Source organism: Bacillus sp. JJ783, assembly GCF_036963225.1.
Classification (GTDB): Bacteria; Bacillota; Bacilli; order Bacillales; family Bacillaceae_G; genus Bacillus_A; species Bacillus_A cereus_U.
In genome coordinates this window covers 12,874-32,408 of sequence record NZ_JBALMG010000105.1, presented here as the reverse complement: position 1 = coordinate 32,408, position 19,535 = coordinate 12,874, and the positions used below count along the sequence as shown (strand labels likewise).

Genomic DNA, 19,535 nt, shown 5'->3' with positions numbered 1-19,535 from the left:
ATCGACTGCCCGTAAATGCCCGATTGGTGTGGGCTAATAATCAGTGGGGGGTGAACAAAACCCCCACTGATTAAAGTTTCACTTTATCATTATCGTAACAACTCTAAAGGTAGAGTGCAATAATGGAAGTTTTCCAATTTACGATAGTTGTTTTTCGTGCGAACGAGAAAATAGTATTTCGAGCAAAATAGCCATTACAGATCCAAGAATGAGACCGTTACTTAAAAATGATGCTAAAAATGGTGGCAGCGTAGAAAATGCTCCAGCTGGAACGAACATAACTCCGATTCCCGTAAAGATTGAAAGACCTGCTACTTTAAATAATTGTTCTTTATTTTGTACAGTGTCATATTCGCGGAAAGCGAGACCAATCATGCTTGCAAATACAGGATAAATTGCAGCATACCCAACTGCAACGGGGATTGCTGCAAAGAATGAAGTAATCTTTGGGAATATACTAACAAGAATGATAAAGCTTGACCCTAACATAAATGGAAGGCGCTTATAAATATTTGTCGTTGCAATAAATCCTGCGGATCCAGAAATGGCAACAGGACCAATGGCTGAAAATAGACCGCCTAGCAATTGATTTATTCCTGTTATAATGCCAGCTTGTTTGAAGCGATTCTCCGCAGCATCTTCTTCATACTTAGAAACAACCTTTTGTACAACGCGAATACTTGCTAACATATTTGTTAGAAGTAATAGTGTGACGAAAACTACCGTAATTGCCATGTTCCATTCAATGCGGGGCATTCCGAAAACAAATAGAGATGGAAGACGAATTATATCTGTCACAGGTGTTACTGGATTAGATAACCCGAAGCACGCGAATAATATCCAGCCGCAGACCATACTGAAAAGAACGGAATATTGTCCAATAATAGGTAGCTTCATAATGAAAAAAGATAGTAAAATAACAATGAGTGAAAGAATAAATACCTTTGGCTGTACTTCTGTATGTTGTCCATCAAGGCCAAACATGCCTTTTAAGAAGGAGCCACTAAGTTGTGCGACAAGAAGGAATAAATACGTTCCAATTACTGTAGGTGTAAAGTAGCGAACTAGTTTATCGATAAGTCCAAAAACACTAAGAATAATACAAATAATGCCGCTTAGTAGGAAAGCGTACTGAAGGACCTTAAGTGTTTCATTGCTTGATCCAAATAATACGACGCCCAAACTTGCATATAGGGAGAAAATTCCCCACCAAAGGCCTGCGGGACCTTCTTGAATAGGAAGTTTGTGACCGAATATAGCTTGCAGTAGGCCAGCAAAACCGAGAACAAATAATGTCCTTTGTACAAACGCGATAGCTTCAGTACCATCGAGGCCGTAACTAGTTGCGACACTAATTGGTACAATAAGACTTCCAGCTAAAATAAATAGTGCCCATTGTAAGGCAGAAAGAAATAGCTTCATTATATCAACCTCTTTCATAGATTCCGTTTCTAGTATATAGGTATTTCATTTCCTTTGGCAAAGATTGTAGATAGAGAAAAGAGTTGAAATATAATATGAATGCACGTAAGCAATTATGGATAGCAGTTATATGTATGACCTTTGTTGTAATTCTAGGGACGCTAGGATTTATGACAATTGAAGAAATTAGTTTGTTTCAAGCATTTTGGATGACGATGATTACTGTATTAACGGTTGGATATGGTGATGTAGTGCCCGTAACACAGGCAGGGAAATTTTTTGCGCTCCTTATTATACCTGTCGGCGTCGGTATCGTTACGTATGCAATGGGGGTAGTAGCAGCTATGATCATTGAGGGTAACTTATTTCATGCAGTGCGGAGGAAGAAGATGGATAAACAAATAGCACAGTTACAAAAGCATATTATAGTATGTGGTTGTGGAAGAGTAGGGCTTCAAGTTGTACATGAATTACAGGAAAAGAAAATCCCATTTGTAGTTGTGGATAAAGATGAAAGTATATTCGAACAGGAAAAGCTTTTATATGTCCATGGGGATGCAACTGAAGATCAAGTGTTACATAATGCCGGAATTTCGAAGGCAGCGGGCCTAGTTGCTATCGTAGCCAACGATGCTGAAAATGTATTTATTACATTAACGGCAAGAGGGCTTAATGGTGCAATTAAAATTGTAGCAAGAGCTGAAAAGCCAGAAACAGAAGAGAAATTACGGCGCGCTGGTGCAAATAAGGTTATTAATCCATCTAGTATGGCAGGTATTCATATCGCAAAAGGTATTGCGAATCCGTTAACAGTTCATTATATTGATACAGTATTGTATGGAATAGAACAATCATTTGTAATTGAAGAAATTCAAGTTGGTAAAGATTCTATCTTAGCTAGTAAATCGTTATTAGAGAGTGATGTGAGGAATCAATTTGATGTAACAATTTTAGCAATTTTAAGGGATGGGGATATTATCCATAATCCAACGGGGCAGGAAAAACTGCAAGAACATGATATGATAATAGTATTTGGTTCAGTGGAGAAACTGGGGCAATTTGAGAAAGAACTACAAAGTAAGAGGTGACAAGGAATGCAAGTATCTAGTGATAAGATTTTAAATAAAATGGCGAATGAAATTGCAAAGGCAAAAAGTAGTGAAGGACAACAATCAAAAGAGCACTTATTAGTTGTACGTGCTTTATGTGATTTATTATTGGATGAACAAGTGGAGCCTTCTACGTATAGAGAACCACAAGTTCAAACACAAGTAATCGGGTCTCAGCCTATGACGACAGTTCAACCAGTTATGCCGGTTTCTGGAGAAAAAGTATATATAAAAGAAAAGGATGCAAACGGTAAATCTTTATTTGACTTTTAAAAGTAAAATCGTTTGGCTTATATGTAAAAATTGCTTATGATAAAGGTAAAAAAGGGGAATTAAGATGAAAATTTTCTTTTTACTAGGTTGTATTGCAGCGGGACTATCTGTTGCATTAGGGGCTTTTGGAGCACATGGTTTAGAAAATAAAATTTCTGCAAAAATGTTAGAAGTGTGGAAGACGGGCGTTACATATCAAATGTTTCATGCAGGTGGCTTATTCGTAGTTGCTCTATTAATGGACAAAATGCAATCATCACTTTTAAGCACCGCGGGTTGGCTTATGGTAGCTGGGATTATTATGTTCTCAGGCAGTCTTTATGCATTAAGTACAACAGGTATTAAATTCTTTGGCCCAATTACACCTCTTGGTGGTGTAGCGTTTATTGTGGCGTGGATTTTAGTCGGAACTGCAGTTGTAAAAGGGTTATAAAAAACAAAAGCTGGCATTTGCCAGCTTTTGTTTATGGTCTTGGAGCATAAGTTGCTTGTTGACTAGGTAAATACGTAATTTCCCCTGGGAATTCTACATAATCTAAGTAAATCATTAGTAGTAAATAGCGCTTTCCAGATTTCGGTTCACTAATTACGATATGATCACGACCAGCTGCCTCGATGATCCCAGTATAAGACTGTGTACCAAGCGAACTACCACGTTCATAAGTCATTACAACTGTAGCTGGTTTACCTTTGTTTAAACGAAGGATGTTTTCAATATACGATTGCTCTAGTGGTAACATTCCTTGAGAAACTGCAAGTTGAGCTTGAGCAGCTTGTTGTTGCATTGCTTGCTGTTGTTGCTGTTGCTGTTGCTGTTGTTGTGGGGTCATTTGTTGCGGTTGTACATAAGTTCCAGATGGTTGATAAAAACCTGTTCCGTAGTACGGGTTTTGTTGCTGTGCCATTCAAAAATCCCTCCCCATTTTCATTCCTTAATATACGCCTGGACAATCTCCACCAGATGGTTGGAAGAAGCAGTGCTTTTTAAAGCGACCAGAATTTTGTTGGTCATACCAAGTTGGTGGGCAAGGGCCTTCAGGTCTAAAGAACCATAAGGCAAAGTTGGCGGGCCAAAAACGTTGTCCCTGAATAGTCCGTCTTGCCAATGCGATATCTTGTTCTCTCGCTCGTTGATAAAAATACCCTTTTTGAGTTGCCTCAAAACCACCAGGATTTTGATAAACCATTTGACGTAAATTACGTATTTTTTTGAAATCTAAACAATTTCCGCGGACACGATTTACCCCAACGTTTCCGACCATTAACATCCCTTGTTGGCCTTCTCCTTCGGCTTCAGCACGCATCAGTCTAGCTAATAACTTAACATCTTCTTCGTTATACGCGATAACACCCATTATGTGTCACCTCTCTTTTTGGAATGCCTTGTAGAAAGAGGTTCATTTCTAGATGAAGTGTGGAACAATTACTAGTTCATACGTATGAGAAAAAGGACGCAGATATGACAACCAAACGAAGTTTTACATCTAGAGGGGAAAATAAAAAAAGCTAGCGTGAGCTAGCTTTTCATCATTAAAATACTTTAGACCATAAGTTTGAGAAGAAATCGCCAATTGAACGCATTGTTAATACGAACCAATTTGCTTTTTCTACTTCTTCAGTCGTTTTTGCAGTAACTTTCATACTTTTATTTCCGTCTAAGAAACCGTATTTATCAGTTGATTCTAAAACGATTGAACCTACTTTTGCATCTTTCTTAATAGGGGCAACTAAATACCCATCTTCAGCAAGTGATTTATCGGCTTCAGCTGAAATTTTGTAAGGTGCTTTGTTACCTTTTGAAGTAACTACTGTTACTTCTTTTTCTGGTGCAACTGTTACGTAGTCTTCTTTTCCTTTTACTACAGAAATTTTGTTATTTTTATCTATTTTTAATTTCTGTTTTTCGAAGTTATTAAACCCATATTCAATTAATGCGCGAGATTCTGTGAAACGTTCGTCCATTGATTTTGTTTTAATAATAACAGAAATAAGACGTAAATCACCGCGTGTTGCTGTAATAGTGAATCCGTATCCAGCGGTATCAGAACTTCCTGTTTTTAAACCATCAGCTCCTTCATAAGAGAAAGCAGCACCTGGTAACATCCAGTTCCAATTTTCCATACGAATTGGTTTCGGATGATTATCTGGGAAGTTTCTAAATCTTTGTTTTGTATCCTCTAGCATTTCTGGATACTTTGTAATAATTGTTTTTGAAAGAATACCCATATCGCGAGCTGACATGGAGTTTTCTCCATTCGGATCAGTTCCTTCAGGGTGTTTTCCTTTTAAGTCAGTGTTGTTTAACCCTGTAGCGTTTACAAATTTATATTTCTTTAACCCTAGTTTTTTCGCATGTTCATTTGCAACATTTAAGAAGTTCTTTTCACTTCCTGCAAGTAATTCTGCTAAAGCAATACTAGATCCATTCGCAGAGAAGATAACGATAGAATGATATAATTCTCTTACAGTATATTGGCGTCCCTTTTCGAACGGTACGTTAGAGAATTCATTATTACGTGAAACTTCATAAGCGTAATCAGAAATGTTTACTTTCGTATCCCAAGTGATTTTTCCTTCTTTAATTGCTTCTAATACGGCATAAACAACAATTAATTTTGACATACTAGCGATAGCTAGTAGTTCATCTGGATTTTGTTCATGCAGTATTTTTCCTGTATCTGCATCAAATAGAAGTGCAGCAGCTGCCTCTATATGTATTTTTTCTTCCGCATGGGATGTTGTTACTCCTAAGGAAGAAAATAACAATAGAAACAATAGTGAAATAGACAAGATTTTCTTCATATACATTATCACCTTCGCATCGTTATTAGCATATAGCTCGTACCATTTTAGCATAAATTTGGATGTGAAAAGGTTACAATCTTACAAGAAATTTGAAAAGAATTTGTCGATTTTTGTTCAAATTTGCAGAGAAAAGAAGGTTTTTGCAGGTAAATGTAGAGGGTAATAAAAAAAGGAACGAATTTCGTTCCTTTTTTATATTATATGTGTAAAAATGTTGTTACTTTTTCGCTTGGTAAAATGTTTCCGACAAAGAATGTTCCAAATTCACCGTAGCGAGCACTTACTTCATCGAAGCGCATTTCATATATAAGTTTCTTAAATTGAAGAACATCGTCAGCAAATAATGTTACGCCCCACTCAAAATCGTCAAATCCAACTGATCCTGAAATAACTTGGCGCACTTTACCTGCGTACTGGCGACCGATTTTGCTATGACTGTACATAAGTTTCTTACGTTCATCCATAGGAAGCATATACCAGTTATCATTACCTTGGCGACGCTTATCCATTGGATAGAAGCAAATGTGATTTGCTTTCGGTAACTCAGGATATAAGCGAGCTAAGACTTGTGGGTTTTGGTATGGGTCTTCATCAGCTGGAAGATAGTTGCTTAGTTCAACAACAGATACGTAAGAATATGCAGGAACTAAATATTCAGCTAATGTTGTTTTATTTAATTCTGTTTCGATTTCATTTAACTCTTCCATTGTTGGACGTAAGATCATAAGCATAATATCTGCTTTTTGACCAACAACTGTATACATTGCATGACTGCCTTTTTTTGCAGTAGCTACTTCGTTCCATTTTTCAACGACATTTAAAAATTCAGACACTGCTTGTCCGCGTTCGTCACTAGATAATGTTTTCCATGCTGCCCAATCAATAGAACGTAAATCATGTAAACAATACCAGCCATCTAACGTTGTTGTTGCTTCACTCATTCTATTCACCTCAGTTAATGATATTTTACACGTTAACTATAGCATATATAGGATTAAAAACATCTACATAAAGTTTCGGTGCATAAAACTGTCACATTTATATTTACTGGAAAACGGGAGAAAATAAGGTTTAAGTAGGCTTTATTTTCCGGCTGAATTTTATGAAAATATAATCATTTTCATTTTATCTATTTTTTGGGAGCTATAAGTTTAAAATATAGCTGAAAAGAAGTATTCTTAAAGGTAGAGTTTTTAACATTTGTAGGAGGGTTTATTCGTGAGCAATTTATTTACAGCAGTAAAAGAAAAAGTTCAAGGAAAAGGCATTTCTATCGTACTTCCTGAAGGAACTGATGAAAGAATTTTAGGCGCTGCAGAGCGTTTAGCAAAAGAAGAGTTAGTAAAACCAATTTTAGTTGGTAATAAAGAAGAAATTAGCGCAAAAGCTGCTAGCATGAACTTAACATTAGCAGGCGTTGATATTTACGATCCAGCTACATACGAAGAGATGGATGCAATGGTAGCATCTTTCGTTGAACGCCGTAAAGGTAAAGCAACGGAAGAAGACGCTCGTAAAATCCTTAAAGACGAAAACTACTTCGGTACAATGCTTGTATACATGGGCAAAGCACAAGGTTTAGTAAGTGGTGCAGCTCACTCTACAGCTGATACAGTTCGTCCAGCACTTCAAATTATTAAAACAAAACCAGGCGTTACAAAAACTTCAGGCGTATTCATCATGGTACGTGAAGAAGAGAAGTATGTATTCGCTGATTGCGCAATTAACATTGCACCAAACAGCCAAGATTTAGCTGAAATTGGTATCGAAAGTGCGAAAACTGCTGAACTATTCGGTATTGACCCACGTGTTGCTATGTTAAGCTTCTCTACAAAAGGTTCTGCGAAATCTCCAGAAACAGAAAAAGTTGTAGAAGCAACTCGCATTGCAAAAGAAATGGCTCCTGAATTAGCTTTAGATGGAGAATTCCAATTCGATGCTGCATTCGTACCATCTGTAGCTGAGAAGAAAGCTCCAGGTTCTACAATTAAAGGTGATGCTAACGTATTCGTATTCCCAAGCCTAGAAGCTGGTAATATCGGCTACAAAATCGCTCAACGCTTAGGTAACTTCGAAGCAGTAGGACCAATCTTACAAGGTTTAAACATGCCTGTAAATGATCTATCTCGTGGATGTAACGAAGAAGAAGTGTACAAGTTAGCTTTAATTACAGCAGCTCAAGCACTTTAATTCTATAATGAATTAATATGAAAAAAGACCACCCTATTTCTCTTGAGATGAGGGTGGTCTTTTTTATTTTTCTAAACCAAGTGCCTTATTATTACGGTCAATAATACGTTGTAAATTCGTCTCATATAAAGGAATTTCATCTATTGTTAATTGAGATGGTGTTAACTTTGGAGCGAATTGTTGCAACGTTTTTAAAAGGCGCATCATTAAATCTTGCACTGTAATTGTTTCGCCAAGTAATTCAGATAGTGAAGCCATCGTACTCGGCACAATTTCAGGATACGTAAATCGTGTTTCTTCGCCTTGAATTGCTACGTTGTAAAAGTCACGAACGAGTGCGGCACGCTCAGATCCGCTTCCTGTCGCACATAAGTAAATTTGTACAGCAACGCCTCCGCGAATACGACGCTGAGAAATACCAGCAAATTTTTGATCGCGAATGCTCAAATCATAGCTACCAGGACAATAAGAACCAACAATTTCTTTTGCCTCGATAGTAACATCGTAATCTTTTAACATTTCCTTAATTAAATGCCACATCGTATCGTATCCAAGGTCGATGTCGATACCTTTTTCTGTTTCTTGGAATAAAAGTGATACGTTTAAAACACCTTCATCAAGTACGACCGCAAGTCCACCGGAATTACGAACGATAACATTAAAGTCGTTTTCTTTTAAAAAGGAAATACCTTCTTCTAAATGTGGTAGGCGTGAATCTTGAATGCCAAGAACAATTGTATTGTGATGAACCCAAGAGCGCATTGTTGCAACGGATAGACCATTTCCAATACTTGTGCATAACGTGTCATCCATTGCGAATGACTGCAGTGCATGGAATGTTGGTCCTAAACTAGACTGGTCTACAATACGCCACTCTGGCTGAGATAAAATCGAACGGGAATTGCTCATATAACTAACCCCTTATTTATAAAATGACAACCTCTATTATAGCAAAAAATGAAGAAAGGGGTTTTCTCGGATATAAAGGGGGATTTTGAAGTGAAAGAATAAAAAGGATGCATTGCATGCATCCTTTTTATTCTGCAATTTTTTCTAAGTTACCGTTTCGATCCATGCGGAAAGATGTTTGTGAGCGTTCCTCATCATCCATTACTGCTAATTTACGAGCACGGTTCATAATATTCATAAGTGTTTCGTAATCCTCTTGTACAGTATGAGATTGCTGTTCTAATTTTTCTAGTTTCTTTTCTAGTTCTTCATTTCGCAAGATCTGCGCTTTAATTTCTTGCTTCAATCTCGTATTCTCGTTTTCAAGAGCTGTTACTTTTATATTTGAAGATCCAACTGTTTGTAAAAAGTAAATAACATCTTGCATTGTTATTGAGTTTTTTGAAGCAGGAACAGTCGGTTCTTGATATGGAATAGCTTCTGTATATTGAACAGCTGTTTCATACGGTACGTGTTCTTCATAATCAGTTATCGCTGCTGAAGCTGGTGGTGTATAAAGCAAACGTTTTTTTGCCTGTTCACCGCCCGCAGCACGCATTTTATCTTTACGATGTTTTTTTGCTAGTTGAAGAGCTTGTTCATAGCTATAGCGAACAACAGCATTCCAGCGGAAACCACAAGCAGCAGATGTGCGATTTAACTGATCTCCTACTTCTTCAAATGCATTTAATTGAGTACTTCCTTCTCGAACATGGCGAAGCACCGTTTCAGCAAGTAATAAATCGTCCTCGTCTGTCCAAGCATCTTGTCTTACTTTCATAGATTCAACTCCCTTTCTTTTTATGAACTTCCTATTTTTATAATGGGCAAAAAAATGAGCTTTTATACAAAGCTTTTAAAAATATGGTAGATTTCAATGAAGAGAAGAAAAGTGGCTATGAATGATGGGAGCTTTTGAAGGAGAAAATATAAATAATAGGTAGCCTTATATAGGAATAGAGCTACGCGCGGACACTTGCAACAAGCTTCAAAGAGCGGTAAAATACCATTTAGTGTTTATTTTTAAATGTACTTGTGAAAAGTTTAAAATAGAGGAAGTGTTATATATAATGGGAAACGAATTTCGTGTGTGTGATGATTGTCAGGCAACGAACGTTAAAACGTTGATTCCGAAGTTAAAAAAAGTAGATTCATGTGCAACGATTGAGGTTGCATGTCAGTCTTACTGTGGCCCTGGTCGTAAAAAATCATTCGCGTTTGTAAATAATCGTCCAGTTGCGGCTCCAACAGAAGACGAATTAATTGTAAAAATTGAAGCAAAGTTAAATAAGTAAGAAAAAGAAGAGTGAACAGGTTACTCTTCTTTTTTTATGTCCATAAGATAGCGCTTTGTATGAATTCGTATTTCAAAATAATGGTTGACAGTCTTTTGACGTGGTAGGTAGAATAGAAAGTGTCTGATTCTGATAATCATTATCATGAGAATGTCAATTCACCTAATTTTTTTATTATTATTTGAGAATAAATTTCATTTTATTAAATATATGTTGTTGGTTAGGATGGTTGAGGGATGGAAGCGAGCGCAAGGAGTATAGAACAGCAAGATGTGAATGTTAAAGAGATTAAGAGCAGACCGCTCGTTGCTTCTATTATTTTAATAGCAGGCACAATTTTGTTAGCTTTAAGCATGGCAGTTTCTATTTCGTTTGGTGCAGCAGATATTAGTTTAAAGACCGTTTGGCAAGCTGTATTTCAGTTTGATGGGTCTATAACGCATCATAACGTAATTCAAGAACTTCGTATGCCTAGAGCAATAGGGGGCGTAGTTGCAGGTGCCTTTTTAGCGGTATCAGGAGCAATTATGCAAGGTATGACACGAAATCCACTTGCATCCCCATCGTTAATGGGGATTACAGATGGTGCAGTATTCGGGATTGCAATTATGTATGCATTCTTTCCTAATTCACCTTATTTAATGTTCGTTATCGCATCTTTTATTGGAGCTGCGTTTGGAGCGAGCATTGTATATGGTATTGGGTCTTCTTCACCAGGTGGATTAACGCCTGTGAAATTAGCTTTAGCTGGTGCAGCAATTAGTGCTTTATTAGGGGCAATTTCATCTGGAATTGCATTGTATTTCAACCTTGCCCAAGAGGTAAGTATGTGGAATGCAGGCGGTGTTGCCGGAGTGAAATGGCAAAGTATTAATATGTTAGTACCGATTGGCCTTGTTTGTCTCGTCATAGCAATTATGATGTCGAGATATATTACAATTTTAAGCTTTGGTGAAGAAATTGCGATTGGACTTGGTCAAAATACGACATTAATTAAATTTATCGGAACAGTACTTGTTCTTGTATTAACGGGTTCTGCGGTTTCTATGGCAGGATCAGTTGGATTTGTTGGACTTGTAATTCCGCATATGACTCGTTTCCTTGTAGGCTCAGATTATAGATGGGTTATTCCATGTTCTGCAGTCTTAGGTGGATTGTTAATTGAATGTGCAGATATGTTATCTCGCGTTATTAATCCACCATTTGAAACGCCAATTGGAGCAATTACAGCGCTAATTGGGGTGCCATTCTTCCTCTACTTAGCACGTAACGAAGGGAGAGGAAAAATGTGAGGACGAGCGTCTTAACAAAAAAGAACGTTTCTATTTTAACGATTTTAGTAGGATTAATCGTTGCTATATTTTTAATAAGTTTAAATACAGGAACATTTAAAATACCTCCAATAGATGTATTAAAGTCATTGGTTGGATTAGGTGCAGAAGATCAATCTGTTATTTTATTTGAATTTCGTATGCCACGTATGGTTATAGCTATATTAGTTGGTTCTGCGTTAGCTATGTCGGGTGCAATTTTGCAAGGGTTATCACGAAACCCACTTGCTGATCCAGGTATTATAGGTATTAACGCCGGAGCGGGATTAACAGTTGTTGTATTCGTCTACTTTTTCTTTGGGAAAGTTGGAACTGGTACATTTTTATCTGTATTTATCCTTCCATTCTTCGCACTAGTAGGAGCGATATTAGCGGCGATTATTATTTATTTACTAGCATGGAAAGACGGTGTTTCATCCACTCGATTAATTCTTGTTGGTATCGCTGTTGCAGCCGGATTTGGTGCTGTTAGTTTAATTTTTTCTATGAAGATGACATCTAATGATTTCCGCTTTGCAACAATTTGGTTGGCAGGAAGTTTATGGGGAACAGATTGGAAGTTCGTATTAAGTGTACTCCCATGGATGGTTATTTTCTTACCACTTGCCATTAGTAAAGCGCACATATTAAATGTAATGAATTTAGGCGACTCTACAGCAGTTGGCCTTGGTGTAAACGTAGAAAAGGAAAGACGTAAATTATTATTTATTGCAGTTTGTTTAGCTGGTGCATCTGTTGCTGTTGCGGGCGGAATCGGTTTTATCGGTTTAATGGCTCCGCATTTAGCGAGAAGCCTCGTTGGTGGTAAACATCAAATTATGTTACCAACGGCTGCATTAATAGGAACGTTCTTGCTTTTATTTGCAGATGTAATCTCAAGAAGTGTGTTACCAACTTCAGAAATACCGGTCGGTCTTGTTATTTCTGTAATTGGCGCACCATATTTCATATATTTACTTATGAGGACAAAATAAAGGGAGGCTTTTTGTATGGCAACTTTAGCAGTTGATGCGGTATCTGTTGGCTATAATGAAGGGTTAATTATAGATGGATTAACAGTTGAAATTCCGGAAGGGCAAATTACAACGATTATTGGACCAAATGGTTGTGGGAAATCTACATTATTAAAAACGGCTTCTCGTATTTTGAAAGCAAAACGAGGTACTGTTTATCTTGATGGAAAAGCAATTGAGAAACAGCCAACGAAAGAAATCGCAAAGAAAATGGCGATTTTACCACAAACTGCAGAAGTGCCAACAGGCCTTACTGTGTTTGAACTTGTTTCATATGGACGTTTTCCTCATCAAAAAGGATTTGGAACATTGAAAGAAGAGGATTATCGCTACATTCACTGGGCACTTGAAGTGACTGGGATGACAGAATTCGCAAATCGTCCAGCAGAAGCTTTATCAGGTGGTCAGCGTCAACGTGTATGGATTGCGATGGCTCTTGCACAAGGAACAGATTTACTCGTGTTAGATGAACCAACAACATACTTAGATATGGCTCATCAACTTGAAGTATTAAACTTACTGAAGAAGTTAAACAAAGAAGAAGGCAGAACGATTGTTATGGTTATTCACGATTTAAATCATGCTTCTCGTTTCTCTGATCATATGATTGCATTAAAAGCTGGGAAGTTAATGAAACAAGGAACGCCAGATGAAGTTATGACAAGTGAAACGCTTCGTAACGTATTTGAGATTGAAGCTCAAATCGTTCCATGTCCAGTAAACTGTAAACCAATTTGTTTAACATACGATTTAGCGATGATTAATAATCAATTGCGTAAAAAAGCATAATTAATAGAATTTCCCCCTCTTAAAGAGGTGAGAGGGGGAGTTCTAATGGACGTTGAGCTTCTTACCCATGGCTGGGAAGTTGAACGCCCGTTAGAACGGGATATAAACAACAATTAATAAAAATATATTAATTAAATGTTGTTTTCGTTTCTTATAGTTACATGCAAATTATAAGAGAAATACAGCTAGAAGGAGTGGGAATATGAAGAATTTTAAAATGGCACTATTAGCAATGGTACTAGTTGTTACTTCTGTACTATTTGCAGCTTGTTCTAACAAAGAAGAAGAAAAGAAAGCAGATGCGAAGGTTGAAGAGCGCACTGTACAACACGCAAAAGGGGAAATTAAAATCCCTGCAAATCCAAAGAAAATTGCTGACCTTAGTGGTTCAACAGAAGAATTATTAATTTTCGGTATGAAACCGATTATTACTGCAAATACAACACAAGAAAAAATTGATGGACATATCGCAAAGAAATTAGAAGGTGTGAAACCAGTAGGTTCTGCTTGGGGCGATAAAATTAACATCGAGGCAGTAGCTGCTGCAAAACCAGACTTAATTCTTGTAAACAATCGTCAAGAAAAGATTTATGATCAATTATCTAAAATTGCACCAACAGTTATGTTAAAAACTCCATTAGACCAATGGCGTCCAAAATTCGAAGAAGTAGGTCAAATCTTCGGTAAAGAGAAAGAAACAAAAGAATGGTTCAAACAGTATGATGAAAAAGCAAGCAAATTACATGACAAAATCATCGCTAAAACTGGTGATGCAACATTCATGAAAATGGCTGCATATCCAAATGCTTTCCGCGTATACGGTGACTACGGTTACGGTAGCGTAATCTTTAATGACTTAAAATTACCAGCAGTTAAAGGTACACCAACTGATAAACCGCTAGTACAAGTACAAAAAGAAGCTTTAATCGATTACAACCCAGATTACTTATTCGTATTTACAACTGGTGACGGTTCTCAGCGTCTAAAAGAATTCCAAGAAGAATCAATTTGGAAAAACATGAACGCTGTTAAAAATAATCACGTATTCACAATTAGCAATGAAGACCTAAACAAAGGATACTTCCCACTAGGTAAAGAAATGATCCTAGACGAAGTTGCTGAATTTGTTTTAGGAAAATAATATATAAAGAAAAATCACTTTTACTTCGGTAAAAGTGATTTTTCTTTATATAACAGGAATTAATATAGTCTTTCATTTCTTTCTGTTTCCTATATCGTTTATAATATATAGTAAGAATGCAGTAAAGAAAGGGGGATGTCGGAAAGTGGTATATTTAAACGACAAACTCAGCGAAACAAAAGTGTTTAAAGACCCAGTACATAAATATGTGCACGTGCGTGATCGCGTTATTTGGGATTTAATCGGAACGAAAGAATTTCAACGCTTGCGCCGTATTAAGCAGCTTGGAACGACATTTTTTACATTTCACGGTGCAGAGCATAGTCGCTTTACTCATTCGTTAGGTGTATATGAAATTATTCGTCGTATGATTGATGATGTGTTTGATGGCAGACCAAATTGGAATGCTGAAGATAGATTGTTATGTTTATGTGCTTCATTACTTCATGATGTTGGTCACGGCCCATTTTCTCATTCGTTTGAAAAAGTATTTTCGTTAGATCATGAGAAATTTACGCAAAAGATTATCGTTGGTGATACGGAAATTAATCGTGTATTAAGCCGTGTGGATAAAGATTTCCCGCAAAAGGTAGCAGATGTAATTGCGAAAACATCTACTAATAAATTAGCGATTAGTATGATTTCAAGCCAAATTGATGCTGATCGTATGGATTATTTATTAAGAGATGCATATTTTACTGGTGTAAAGTATGGGAACTTTGATATGGAACGTATACTGCGTGTCATGCGCCCGTATGGTAATCAAGTTGTCATTAAAAATAGTGGTATGCATGCTGTAGAACATTATATTATGAGTCGTTATCAAATGTATTGGCAAGTATATTTCCATCCAGTAACACGTAGTGCAGAAGTAATTTTAACGAAGATTTTACACCGAGCTAAATCACTGCATGAGAAGTATTATGCGTTTAAATATCATCCTGTTCATTTCTATTCTTTATTTGAAGAAGAAGTAACAGTAGAGGACTATTTAAAGCTAGACGAGAACGTAATGTATTATTACTTCCAAGTATGGCAAGACGAAGAAGATCCAATTTTAAGTGACTTATGTCGCCGTTTTATGAATCGAAATCTATTTAAATATGTAGAGTTTACAGATAAACACGGTTTAGATAATTGGATGGAATTAAGTAGCTTATTTAAAAAGATTGGACTAGATCCAGAGTATTATTTAGTTGTTGATTCAACATCGGATTTACCGTATGACTTTTACCGCGCAGGAGAAGAAGAAGAGCGTCTGCCAATTTTACTTCTTATGCCGAACGGGGAACTTAGAGAGCTTTCGCGTGAATCGGATATTGTTGAGGCGATTACAGGTAAGAAGCGAACGGATCAAAAGCTATTCTATCCACATGATTTAATCTATGAAGATGGAAGAAAAGGAAAATATAAAGAGAGAATTATCGAGTTGTTAGAAGGAAAGAAATAAGAAGCAGCTAAGAGCTGCTTCTTATGAAAAAACTTGAAATTATTTGTCGCTTAAGCGTTTTCCGCCAACTGCATAATGGTTTTTAGACATTTCTTCGATGAAAACAACGATGTTTTCTTCAGGAGCACCAGTTGTTTCGCTTACTGCTGCTGTTACTTTCTCAGCAAGAGCTTTCTTTTGTTCTTCTGTGCGTCCTTCTAGCATTTTCACTGTTACGTATGGCATGTACAATCGCTCCTTTTATGTAAGTTACACTCTTATTATAGCGGATTATGAGGAAGAACAATCGGAAAAACAAATAATTTCTTTTTTGGACATATTGAAGAGGAGATGAACTATGGATCAGTTATTTAGATATCCGTTGCACCAAATTCCATTGGTAGCAATGGCGATTATTATTGCGCTATCTGTGCATGAATTTGCACATGCGTATGTTGCATATAAATTTGGAGACGATACAGCAAAGAAACAAGGACGGTTAACGTTATCACCGATGGCTCACTTAGATCCTATCGGGATGATTGCTGTATTAATTCTTGGATTCGGTTGGGCAAGACCAGTGCCTGTTAACCCGTATAACTTTAAAAGACCGCGTCTTGCGGGAATATTAGTTTCTATTGCGGGACCGATAAGTAATCTTATTTTAAGTGCAATTGGTTTAATTATTTGGTATAGCTTAATAACGTTTGGTGTGTTAGATGCGGTTCCACCTGCAGTAGCAGATACGTTAAGTCAGTTCTTCCAAATTTTCATTGGGCTTAATATTGTTTTACTTGTATTTAACTTATTACCGATTCCACCACTTGATGGGTATCGCGTTGTGGAAGATTTAGCACCAGCAAATATTCGTGCGAAAATGACACAGTATGAAAAGTATGGATCAATTGCGTTATTAATTCTTGTTATTACACCGCTTAGCAATTACACAATTCAGCCTATTTTCAATGTAGTTATTCCGTATGTATTAGTATTTTTACAAAGTATCATTGCGCCTATTTTCGGGCTCCTATAATTATTAAGTGAGGAGGAATTTACATATGACAGAGAAAAAGAAAAAAATCGGTTTTAATATCGTGAAGAATGACTCCACAGATGGACATGGTGGATTTGGTGTTGGGGCATTAAGCCTAGAAAATATTTCTCCTGTATTTGTTGATGTATTAGAGAAAACTGCGTTCGTTGATATCGGTGCGATGCATGCACGTAGTACAGTAGAAAAAGGAATTAAGTTTTTAACAAATAAAGATGAAGTTCCAAACGGAAAACCATTTTGGCTCGTTTGGGTAACGATTGAAAGAACACCAAACGGTGCATATTACGCAGGTGTAACTGCTTGTGAAATGACAGTTGATCGTGAAATTCGACGCGGATATAAATCACTTCCAGAGCATGTAAACAAAATGGATAAATCACTAAAGCGTCACATCATGATTGATCATATGGATGAATCATCTAAAAAAGTACTTGGTACATTCTTAAAAGAGCATAATGAAGCAATTTGGAATGAATCTAGTGAAGAATTGCGACGTGCATTATTAGGTGAATAAAAGAAAAGGATGTCTCATTAGTCGATTTTTGACTAGTGAGGCATCCTTTTTATTTTGTGAATAGGACTATGGGATATGAAAATATATCAGCGATTCGACAAGGAATATCAATAGCCTTCTTTCTTACCACGGGAGATATTTTTTCCACCAACCCGTCTTTTTCTTTTCTTCACTAACCTTTTCGAATTCTTCCTTACCATCAACGTGATCCATACAGTACTCTGTTGGCTCTGTACCTTTTGCGAAATACATCTTCACAGAAATGGGACAATTTTTTGTCGCAATCTTACCGTTTTCAGGGTTAACGTCGACAGCAACAACATCTGTTGGTTGTTTGAACTCTTTTTTAGGCTGTCCATCTAATCCTTTTTCCATTGTATCGGTCCATATTTTTTTCGCGTATCCTTGTTCTGCTACATTTGAAATGGATTTAGGTTGATCGTATCCAATCCAAACCCCTGTTACAAGTTGCGGGGTAAATCCAATCATCCAACTATCAGTTTCTGTAGAGCCAGATTTCCCGGCATATGTTCTTGATAGTTTTGATAACATCGATTGACCGGTCACAGCGGCATAACTGCTTAGTTTTTTATTAAACATACCTGTCATCATTTCTTCCATCACAAAGGCTTTGCTTTTATCTAGAACTTGTTTACTTTCTAAATGAGCATCGTATAGCATATTTCCTTCATGATCAACGATGCGCCTTATAAAGATTGGTTTTACTTCTTTCCCACCGTTTGCAAACATGCTATAAGCATTGACCATTTCAATTGGTTTTACAGGAGATGTGCCGAGAGCGAGAGACGGAACATCTTTTAATGCGCTAGCGATGCCGAATTGCTTCGCTGTTTTTGTAAGAATGTCTTCGCCTAAAAATAAATTCGTCTTCACAGCATATACGTTATCAGAAACAGCGAGTGCTTGTGCCATTGTCACAAAATCGTCTGCATAATAGTTTTTATAGTTTTTTGGTTTATACTTTGAAACACCGTCACCTAAAGTGAATACCGTGTATTCGCTTTTTAAGCGTGTGGCAGGGGTGAATCCTCGTTCTAAGGCTGCATAATATAGGAACGGCTTAAATGTAGAACCGGGCTGACGAGCGGCTTGTGTAGCCCTGTTAAATTGACTCGTATTATAATCAGTTCCACCAACAAGGGCAGCCACTTCACCCGTTTTTGGATTCATAGAGACGAGGGCAGTTTGGATGTTTGTTGTTTCAGGTATATGATTTTTTACAGCTTGCTCTGCTACAGATTGTAATTTAGGGTCTAGCGTTGTATAAATACGCAAGCCACCTCGCTGTAAGGCTTGCTCATCTAATCCGATATCACGAAGAAGAGAAGCTTGTACAGCATCTTGGAAATAAGGTGCAATTTCTGCAACTTTTTTCGTATCCAATGAGGCAAAAGTAAGTGTTTCTTTTTTGGCTGAGGCAGCTTGCTGTTTTGTAATATACCCTTGTTCTACCATTTCATTTAGTATGAGAGATTGACGCCCTTTAGCACGCTCTTCTTTTAAAAAGGGAGAGTAGAAACTAGGTCCTTTCGGAATGCCTGCGAGCATACTAGCTTCTGCTAATGTTAATTCTTTTGCAGTTTTATCGAAATACAGGCGGGAAGCAGCTTCAATTCCGTAAGCACCATGCCCGTAATAAATTGTATTTAAATACCCTTCTAAAATATGATTTTTATTATAGTTCACTTCAAGACGAACGGTATACATTGCTTCTAATAGTTTACGCTTCCACGTTTTATCATGATCTAAGTATAGGTTACGAGCATACTGTTGTGTGATAGTACTAGCACCTTGTACTTTTGCCATTGCTTTTAAATCGGCAACAATGGCACCAGCAATGCGCTTCATATCAAAGCCATGATGTTTGTAGAATCGTTGATCTTCAATAGATAGTGTCGCCCCTTTTACATAAGGAGAAATTTCATCGAGAGATACATTATAGCGTTTTTGCATTTCATTACTTTGTCCTATAACAGTGTCATCATTAGCGTAAAAGACACTCGTTTGCGGAACCGCAACAGGGGGAGGTCCCATAATTTTTGCAGCTACAATGATAATAAAAAAGGAAAAAACGAAAAAAAGAACACAAGAAAACATTACGGTGAAGAAAAGACGTTTATATTTTTTAAGTTTTGGATTCATAGTTTGATCCATCTTTTTCAGCCCCTCATTAATACAAGCATTATTGTATTAGTATTGAG

21 protein-coding genes are annotated in these 19,535 nt (G+C 37.0%); 12 read left to right on the top strand and 9 right to left on the bottom strand.

Translation table 11 applies throughout. The features are described 5' to 3' along the window. Nucleotides 1-138 precede the first annotated feature (138 nt). A complete protein-coding gene (locus V7038_RS21160) occupies nt 139-1,422 on the bottom strand; it encodes a purine/pyrimidine permease (RefSeq protein WP_002113128.1) in 1,284 nt (427 codons plus the stop codon). Nucleotides 1,423-1,517: 95 nt separating this feature from the next. Here V7038_RS21160 and V7038_RS21155 point away from each other — a divergent pair, with 95 nt between their 5' ends. The 3 genes from V7038_RS21155 to V7038_RS21145 all read left to right on the top strand — a co-directional run bounded on the left by V7038_RS21155 (nt 1,518) and on the right by V7038_RS21145 (nt 3,237). Next, the gene (locus tag V7038_RS21155) at nt 1,518-2,510 is read left to right on the top strand and encodes a potassium channel family protein (RefSeq protein ID WP_335695609.1); all 993 of its coding nucleotides are present in this window, start codon (nt 1,518-1,520) and stop codon (nt 2,508-2,510) included. A 6-nt stretch (nt 2,511-2,516) separates the two neighbouring features. After that, a complete protein-coding gene (locus V7038_RS21150; RefSeq protein ID WP_002089830.1) occupies nt 2,517-2,804 on the top strand; it encodes a YwdI family protein in 288 nt (95 codons plus the stop codon). Between the two features lie 64 nt (nt 2,805-2,868). Beyond that, entirely contained in the window at nt 2,869-3,237 is a 369-nt protein-coding gene (locus V7038_RS21145) for a DUF423 domain-containing protein (RefSeq protein ID WP_002016371.1), read from the top strand. 31 nt (nt 3,238-3,268) lie between these two features. On the opposite strand, the gene gerQ is transcribed toward V7038_RS21145, so the two are convergent. The 4 genes from gerQ to hemQ all read right to left on the bottom strand — a co-directional run bounded on the left by gerQ (nt 3,269) and on the right by hemQ (nt 6,550). Continuing rightward, nucleotides 3,269-3,709, bottom strand: a complete 441-nt coding sequence (gene gerQ / locus V7038_RS21140) for a spore coat protein GerQ (protein ID WP_002113126.1) — start codon at nt 3,707-3,709, stop codon at nt 3,269-3,271. A 27-nt stretch (nt 3,710-3,736) separates the two neighbouring features. Then, a complete protein-coding gene (cwlJ, locus tag V7038_RS21135) occupies nt 3,737-4,159 on the bottom strand; it encodes a cell wall hydrolase CwlJ (protein ID WP_000538158.1) in 423 nt (140 codons plus the stop codon). Nucleotides 4,160-4,334: 175 nt separating this feature from the next. Next, a complete protein-coding gene (locus V7038_RS21130) occupies nt 4,335-5,612 on the bottom strand; it encodes a serine hydrolase (RefSeq protein ID WP_335695608.1) in 1,278 nt (425 codons plus the stop codon). A gap of 194 nt (nt 5,613-5,806) precedes the next feature. Next, complete coding sequence (hemQ, locus tag V7038_RS21125) at nt 5,807-6,550, bottom strand: hydrogen peroxide-dependent heme synthase (RefSeq protein ID WP_002113124.1); 744 nt, start codon at nt 6,548-6,550, stop codon at nt 5,807-5,809. 277 nt (nt 6,551-6,827) lie between these two features. Between hemQ and pta the strand changes: the two genes are divergently transcribed. Further along, nucleotides 6,828-7,799 carry a phosphate acetyltransferase gene (gene pta / locus V7038_RS21120; protein WP_002113123.1) on the top strand — a complete coding sequence of 324 codons (972 nt, stop codon included), beginning with the start codon at nt 6,828-6,830 and terminating at the stop codon, nt 7,797-7,799. A 63-nt stretch (nt 7,800-7,862) separates the two neighbouring features. On the opposite strand, the gene V7038_RS21115 is transcribed toward pta, so the two are convergent. After that, entirely contained in the window at nt 7,863-8,708 is an 846-nt protein-coding gene (locus tag V7038_RS21115; protein WP_002113122.1) for a lipoate--protein ligase family protein, read from the bottom strand. 127 nt (nt 8,709-8,835) lie between these two features. Next, a complete protein-coding gene (locus V7038_RS21110) occupies nt 8,836-9,528 on the bottom strand; it encodes an RsfA family transcriptional regulator (RefSeq protein ID WP_002113121.1) in 693 nt (230 codons plus the stop codon). A 289-nt stretch (nt 9,529-9,817) separates the two neighbouring features. On the opposite strand from V7038_RS21110, the gene V7038_RS21105 reads away from it, so the two are divergent. The 6 genes from V7038_RS21105 (at nt 9,818) to V7038_RS21080 (ending at nt 15,766) form a co-directional block, all read left to right on the top strand. Then, complete coding sequence (locus tag V7038_RS21105; RefSeq protein WP_000526075.1) at nt 9,818-10,042, top strand: DUF1450 domain-containing protein; 225 nt, start codon at nt 9,818-9,820, stop codon at nt 10,040-10,042. A 236-nt stretch (nt 10,043-10,278) separates the two neighbouring features. Further along, a complete protein-coding gene (locus V7038_RS21100; protein ID WP_002113119.1) occupies nt 10,279-11,334 on the top strand; it encodes a FecCD family ABC transporter permease in 1,056 nt (351 codons plus the stop codon). After that, nucleotides 11,331-12,347 (top strand): FecCD family ABC transporter permease, encoded by a 1,017-nt coding sequence (locus V7038_RS21095; protein ID WP_002159735.1) that lies wholly within the window; start codon nt 11,331-11,333, stop codon nt 12,345-12,347. Before V7038_RS21100 ends, V7038_RS21095 begins: the two co-directional genes overlap by 4 nt. Nucleotides 12,348-12,362: 15 nt before the next feature. Continuing rightward, nucleotides 12,363-13,175 carry an ABC transporter ATP-binding protein gene (locus tag V7038_RS21090; protein WP_000212073.1) on the top strand — a complete coding sequence of 271 codons (813 nt, stop codon included), beginning with the start codon at nt 12,363-12,365 and terminating at the stop codon, nt 13,173-13,175. Between the two features lie 202 nt (nt 13,176-13,377). Then, complete coding sequence (locus V7038_RS21085) at nt 13,378-14,316, top strand: ABC transporter substrate-binding protein (RefSeq protein WP_002113112.1); 939 nt, start codon at nt 13,378-13,380, stop codon at nt 14,314-14,316. A gap of 145 nt (nt 14,317-14,461) precedes the next feature. Next, entirely contained in the window at nt 14,462-15,766 is a 1,305-nt protein-coding gene (locus tag V7038_RS21080; RefSeq protein ID WP_002113111.1) for an HD domain-containing protein, read from the top strand. A gap of 39 nt (nt 15,767-15,805) precedes the next feature. On the opposite strand, the gene V7038_RS21075 is transcribed toward V7038_RS21080, so the two are convergent. After that, nucleotides 15,806-15,991: a 2-hydroxymuconate tautomerase gene (locus tag V7038_RS21075; protein WP_001147171.1), complete on the bottom strand. Its 186-nt coding sequence runs from the start codon at nt 15,989-15,991 to the stop codon at nt 15,806-15,808. Between the two features lie 112 nt (nt 15,992-16,103). Between V7038_RS21075 and V7038_RS21070 the strand changes: the two genes are divergently transcribed. Continuing rightward, nucleotides 16,104-16,778, top strand: coding sequence for a site-2 protease family protein (locus V7038_RS21070; protein WP_002113109.1), 675 nt, complete (start codon nt 16,104-16,106; stop codon nt 16,776-16,778). Between the two features lie 25 nt (nt 16,779-16,803). Beyond that, a complete protein-coding gene (locus tag V7038_RS21065) occupies nt 16,804-17,313 on the top strand; it encodes a YwhD family protein (RefSeq protein WP_002113108.1) in 510 nt (169 codons plus the stop codon). A 123-nt stretch (nt 17,314-17,436) separates the two neighbouring features. Here V7038_RS21065 and V7038_RS21060 read toward each other — a convergent pair whose 3' ends face one another. Beyond that, nucleotides 17,437-19,488 carry a transglycosylase domain-containing protein gene (locus V7038_RS21060; protein ID WP_002113107.1) on the bottom strand — a complete coding sequence of 684 codons (2,052 nt, stop codon included), beginning with the start codon at nt 19,486-19,488 and terminating at the stop codon, nt 17,437-17,439. Nucleotides 19,489-19,535: the final 47 nt, after the last annotated feature.

Coding starts and splice junctions, on each gene's coding strand:
- V7038_RS21130 (WP_335695608.1), bottom strand. CDS start 5,612: ATGTATATGAAGAAAATCTTGTCTATTTCACTATTGTTTCTATTGTTA.
- V7038_RS21105 (WP_000526075.1), top strand. CDS start 9,818: ATGGGAAACGAATTTCGTGTGTGTGATGATTGTCAGGCAACGAACGTT.
- hemQ (WP_002113124.1), bottom strand. CDS start 6,550: ATGAGTGAAGCAACAACAACGTTAGATGGCTGGTATTGTTTACATGAT.
- V7038_RS21070 (WP_002113109.1), top strand. CDS start 16,104: ATGGATCAGTTATTTAGATATCCGTTGCACCAAATTCCATTGGTAGCA.
- V7038_RS21155 (WP_335695609.1), top strand. CDS start 1,518: ATGAATGCACGTAAGCAATTATGGATAGCAGTTATATGTATGACCTTT.
- V7038_RS21145 (WP_002016371.1), top strand. CDS start 2,869: ATGAAAATTTTCTTTTTACTAGGTTGTATTGCAGCGGGACTATCTGTT.
- V7038_RS21060 (WP_002113107.1), bottom strand. CDS start 19,488: ATGGATCAAACTATGAATCCAAAACTTAAAAAATATAAACGTCTTTTC.
- cwlJ (WP_000538158.1), bottom strand. CDS start 4,159: ATGGGTGTTATCGCGTATAACGAAGAAGATGTTAAGTTATTAGCTAGA.
- gerQ (WP_002113126.1), bottom strand. CDS start 3,709: ATGGCACAGCAACAAAACCCGTACTACGGAACAGGTTTTTATCAACCA.
- V7038_RS21115 (WP_002113122.1), bottom strand. CDS start 8,708: ATGAGCAATTCCCGTTCGATTTTATCTCAGCCAGAGTGGCGTATTGTA.
- V7038_RS21075 (WP_001147171.1), bottom strand. CDS start 15,991: ATGCCATACGTAACAGTGAAAATGCTAGAAGGACGCACAGAAGAACAA.
- V7038_RS21085 (WP_002113112.1), top strand. CDS start 13,378: ATGAAGAATTTTAAAATGGCACTATTAGCAATGGTACTAGTTGTTACT.
- V7038_RS21150 (WP_002089830.1), top strand. CDS start 2,517: ATGCAAGTATCTAGTGATAAGATTTTAAATAAAATGGCGAATGAAATT.
- V7038_RS21160 (WP_002113128.1), bottom strand. CDS start 1,422: ATGAAGCTATTTCTTTCTGCCTTACAATGGGCACTATTTATTTTAGCT.
- V7038_RS21090 (WP_000212073.1), top strand. CDS start 12,363: ATGGCAACTTTAGCAGTTGATGCGGTATCTGTTGGCTATAATGAAGGG.
- V7038_RS21100 (WP_002113119.1), top strand. CDS start 10,279: ATGGAAGCGAGCGCAAGGAGTATAGAACAGCAAGATGTGAATGTTAAA.
- V7038_RS21065 (WP_002113108.1), top strand. CDS start 16,804: ATGACAGAGAAAAAGAAAAAAATCGGTTTTAATATCGTGAAGAATGAC.
- V7038_RS21110 (WP_002113121.1), bottom strand. CDS start 9,528: ATGAAAGTAAGACAAGATGCTTGGACAGACGAGGACGATTTATTACTT.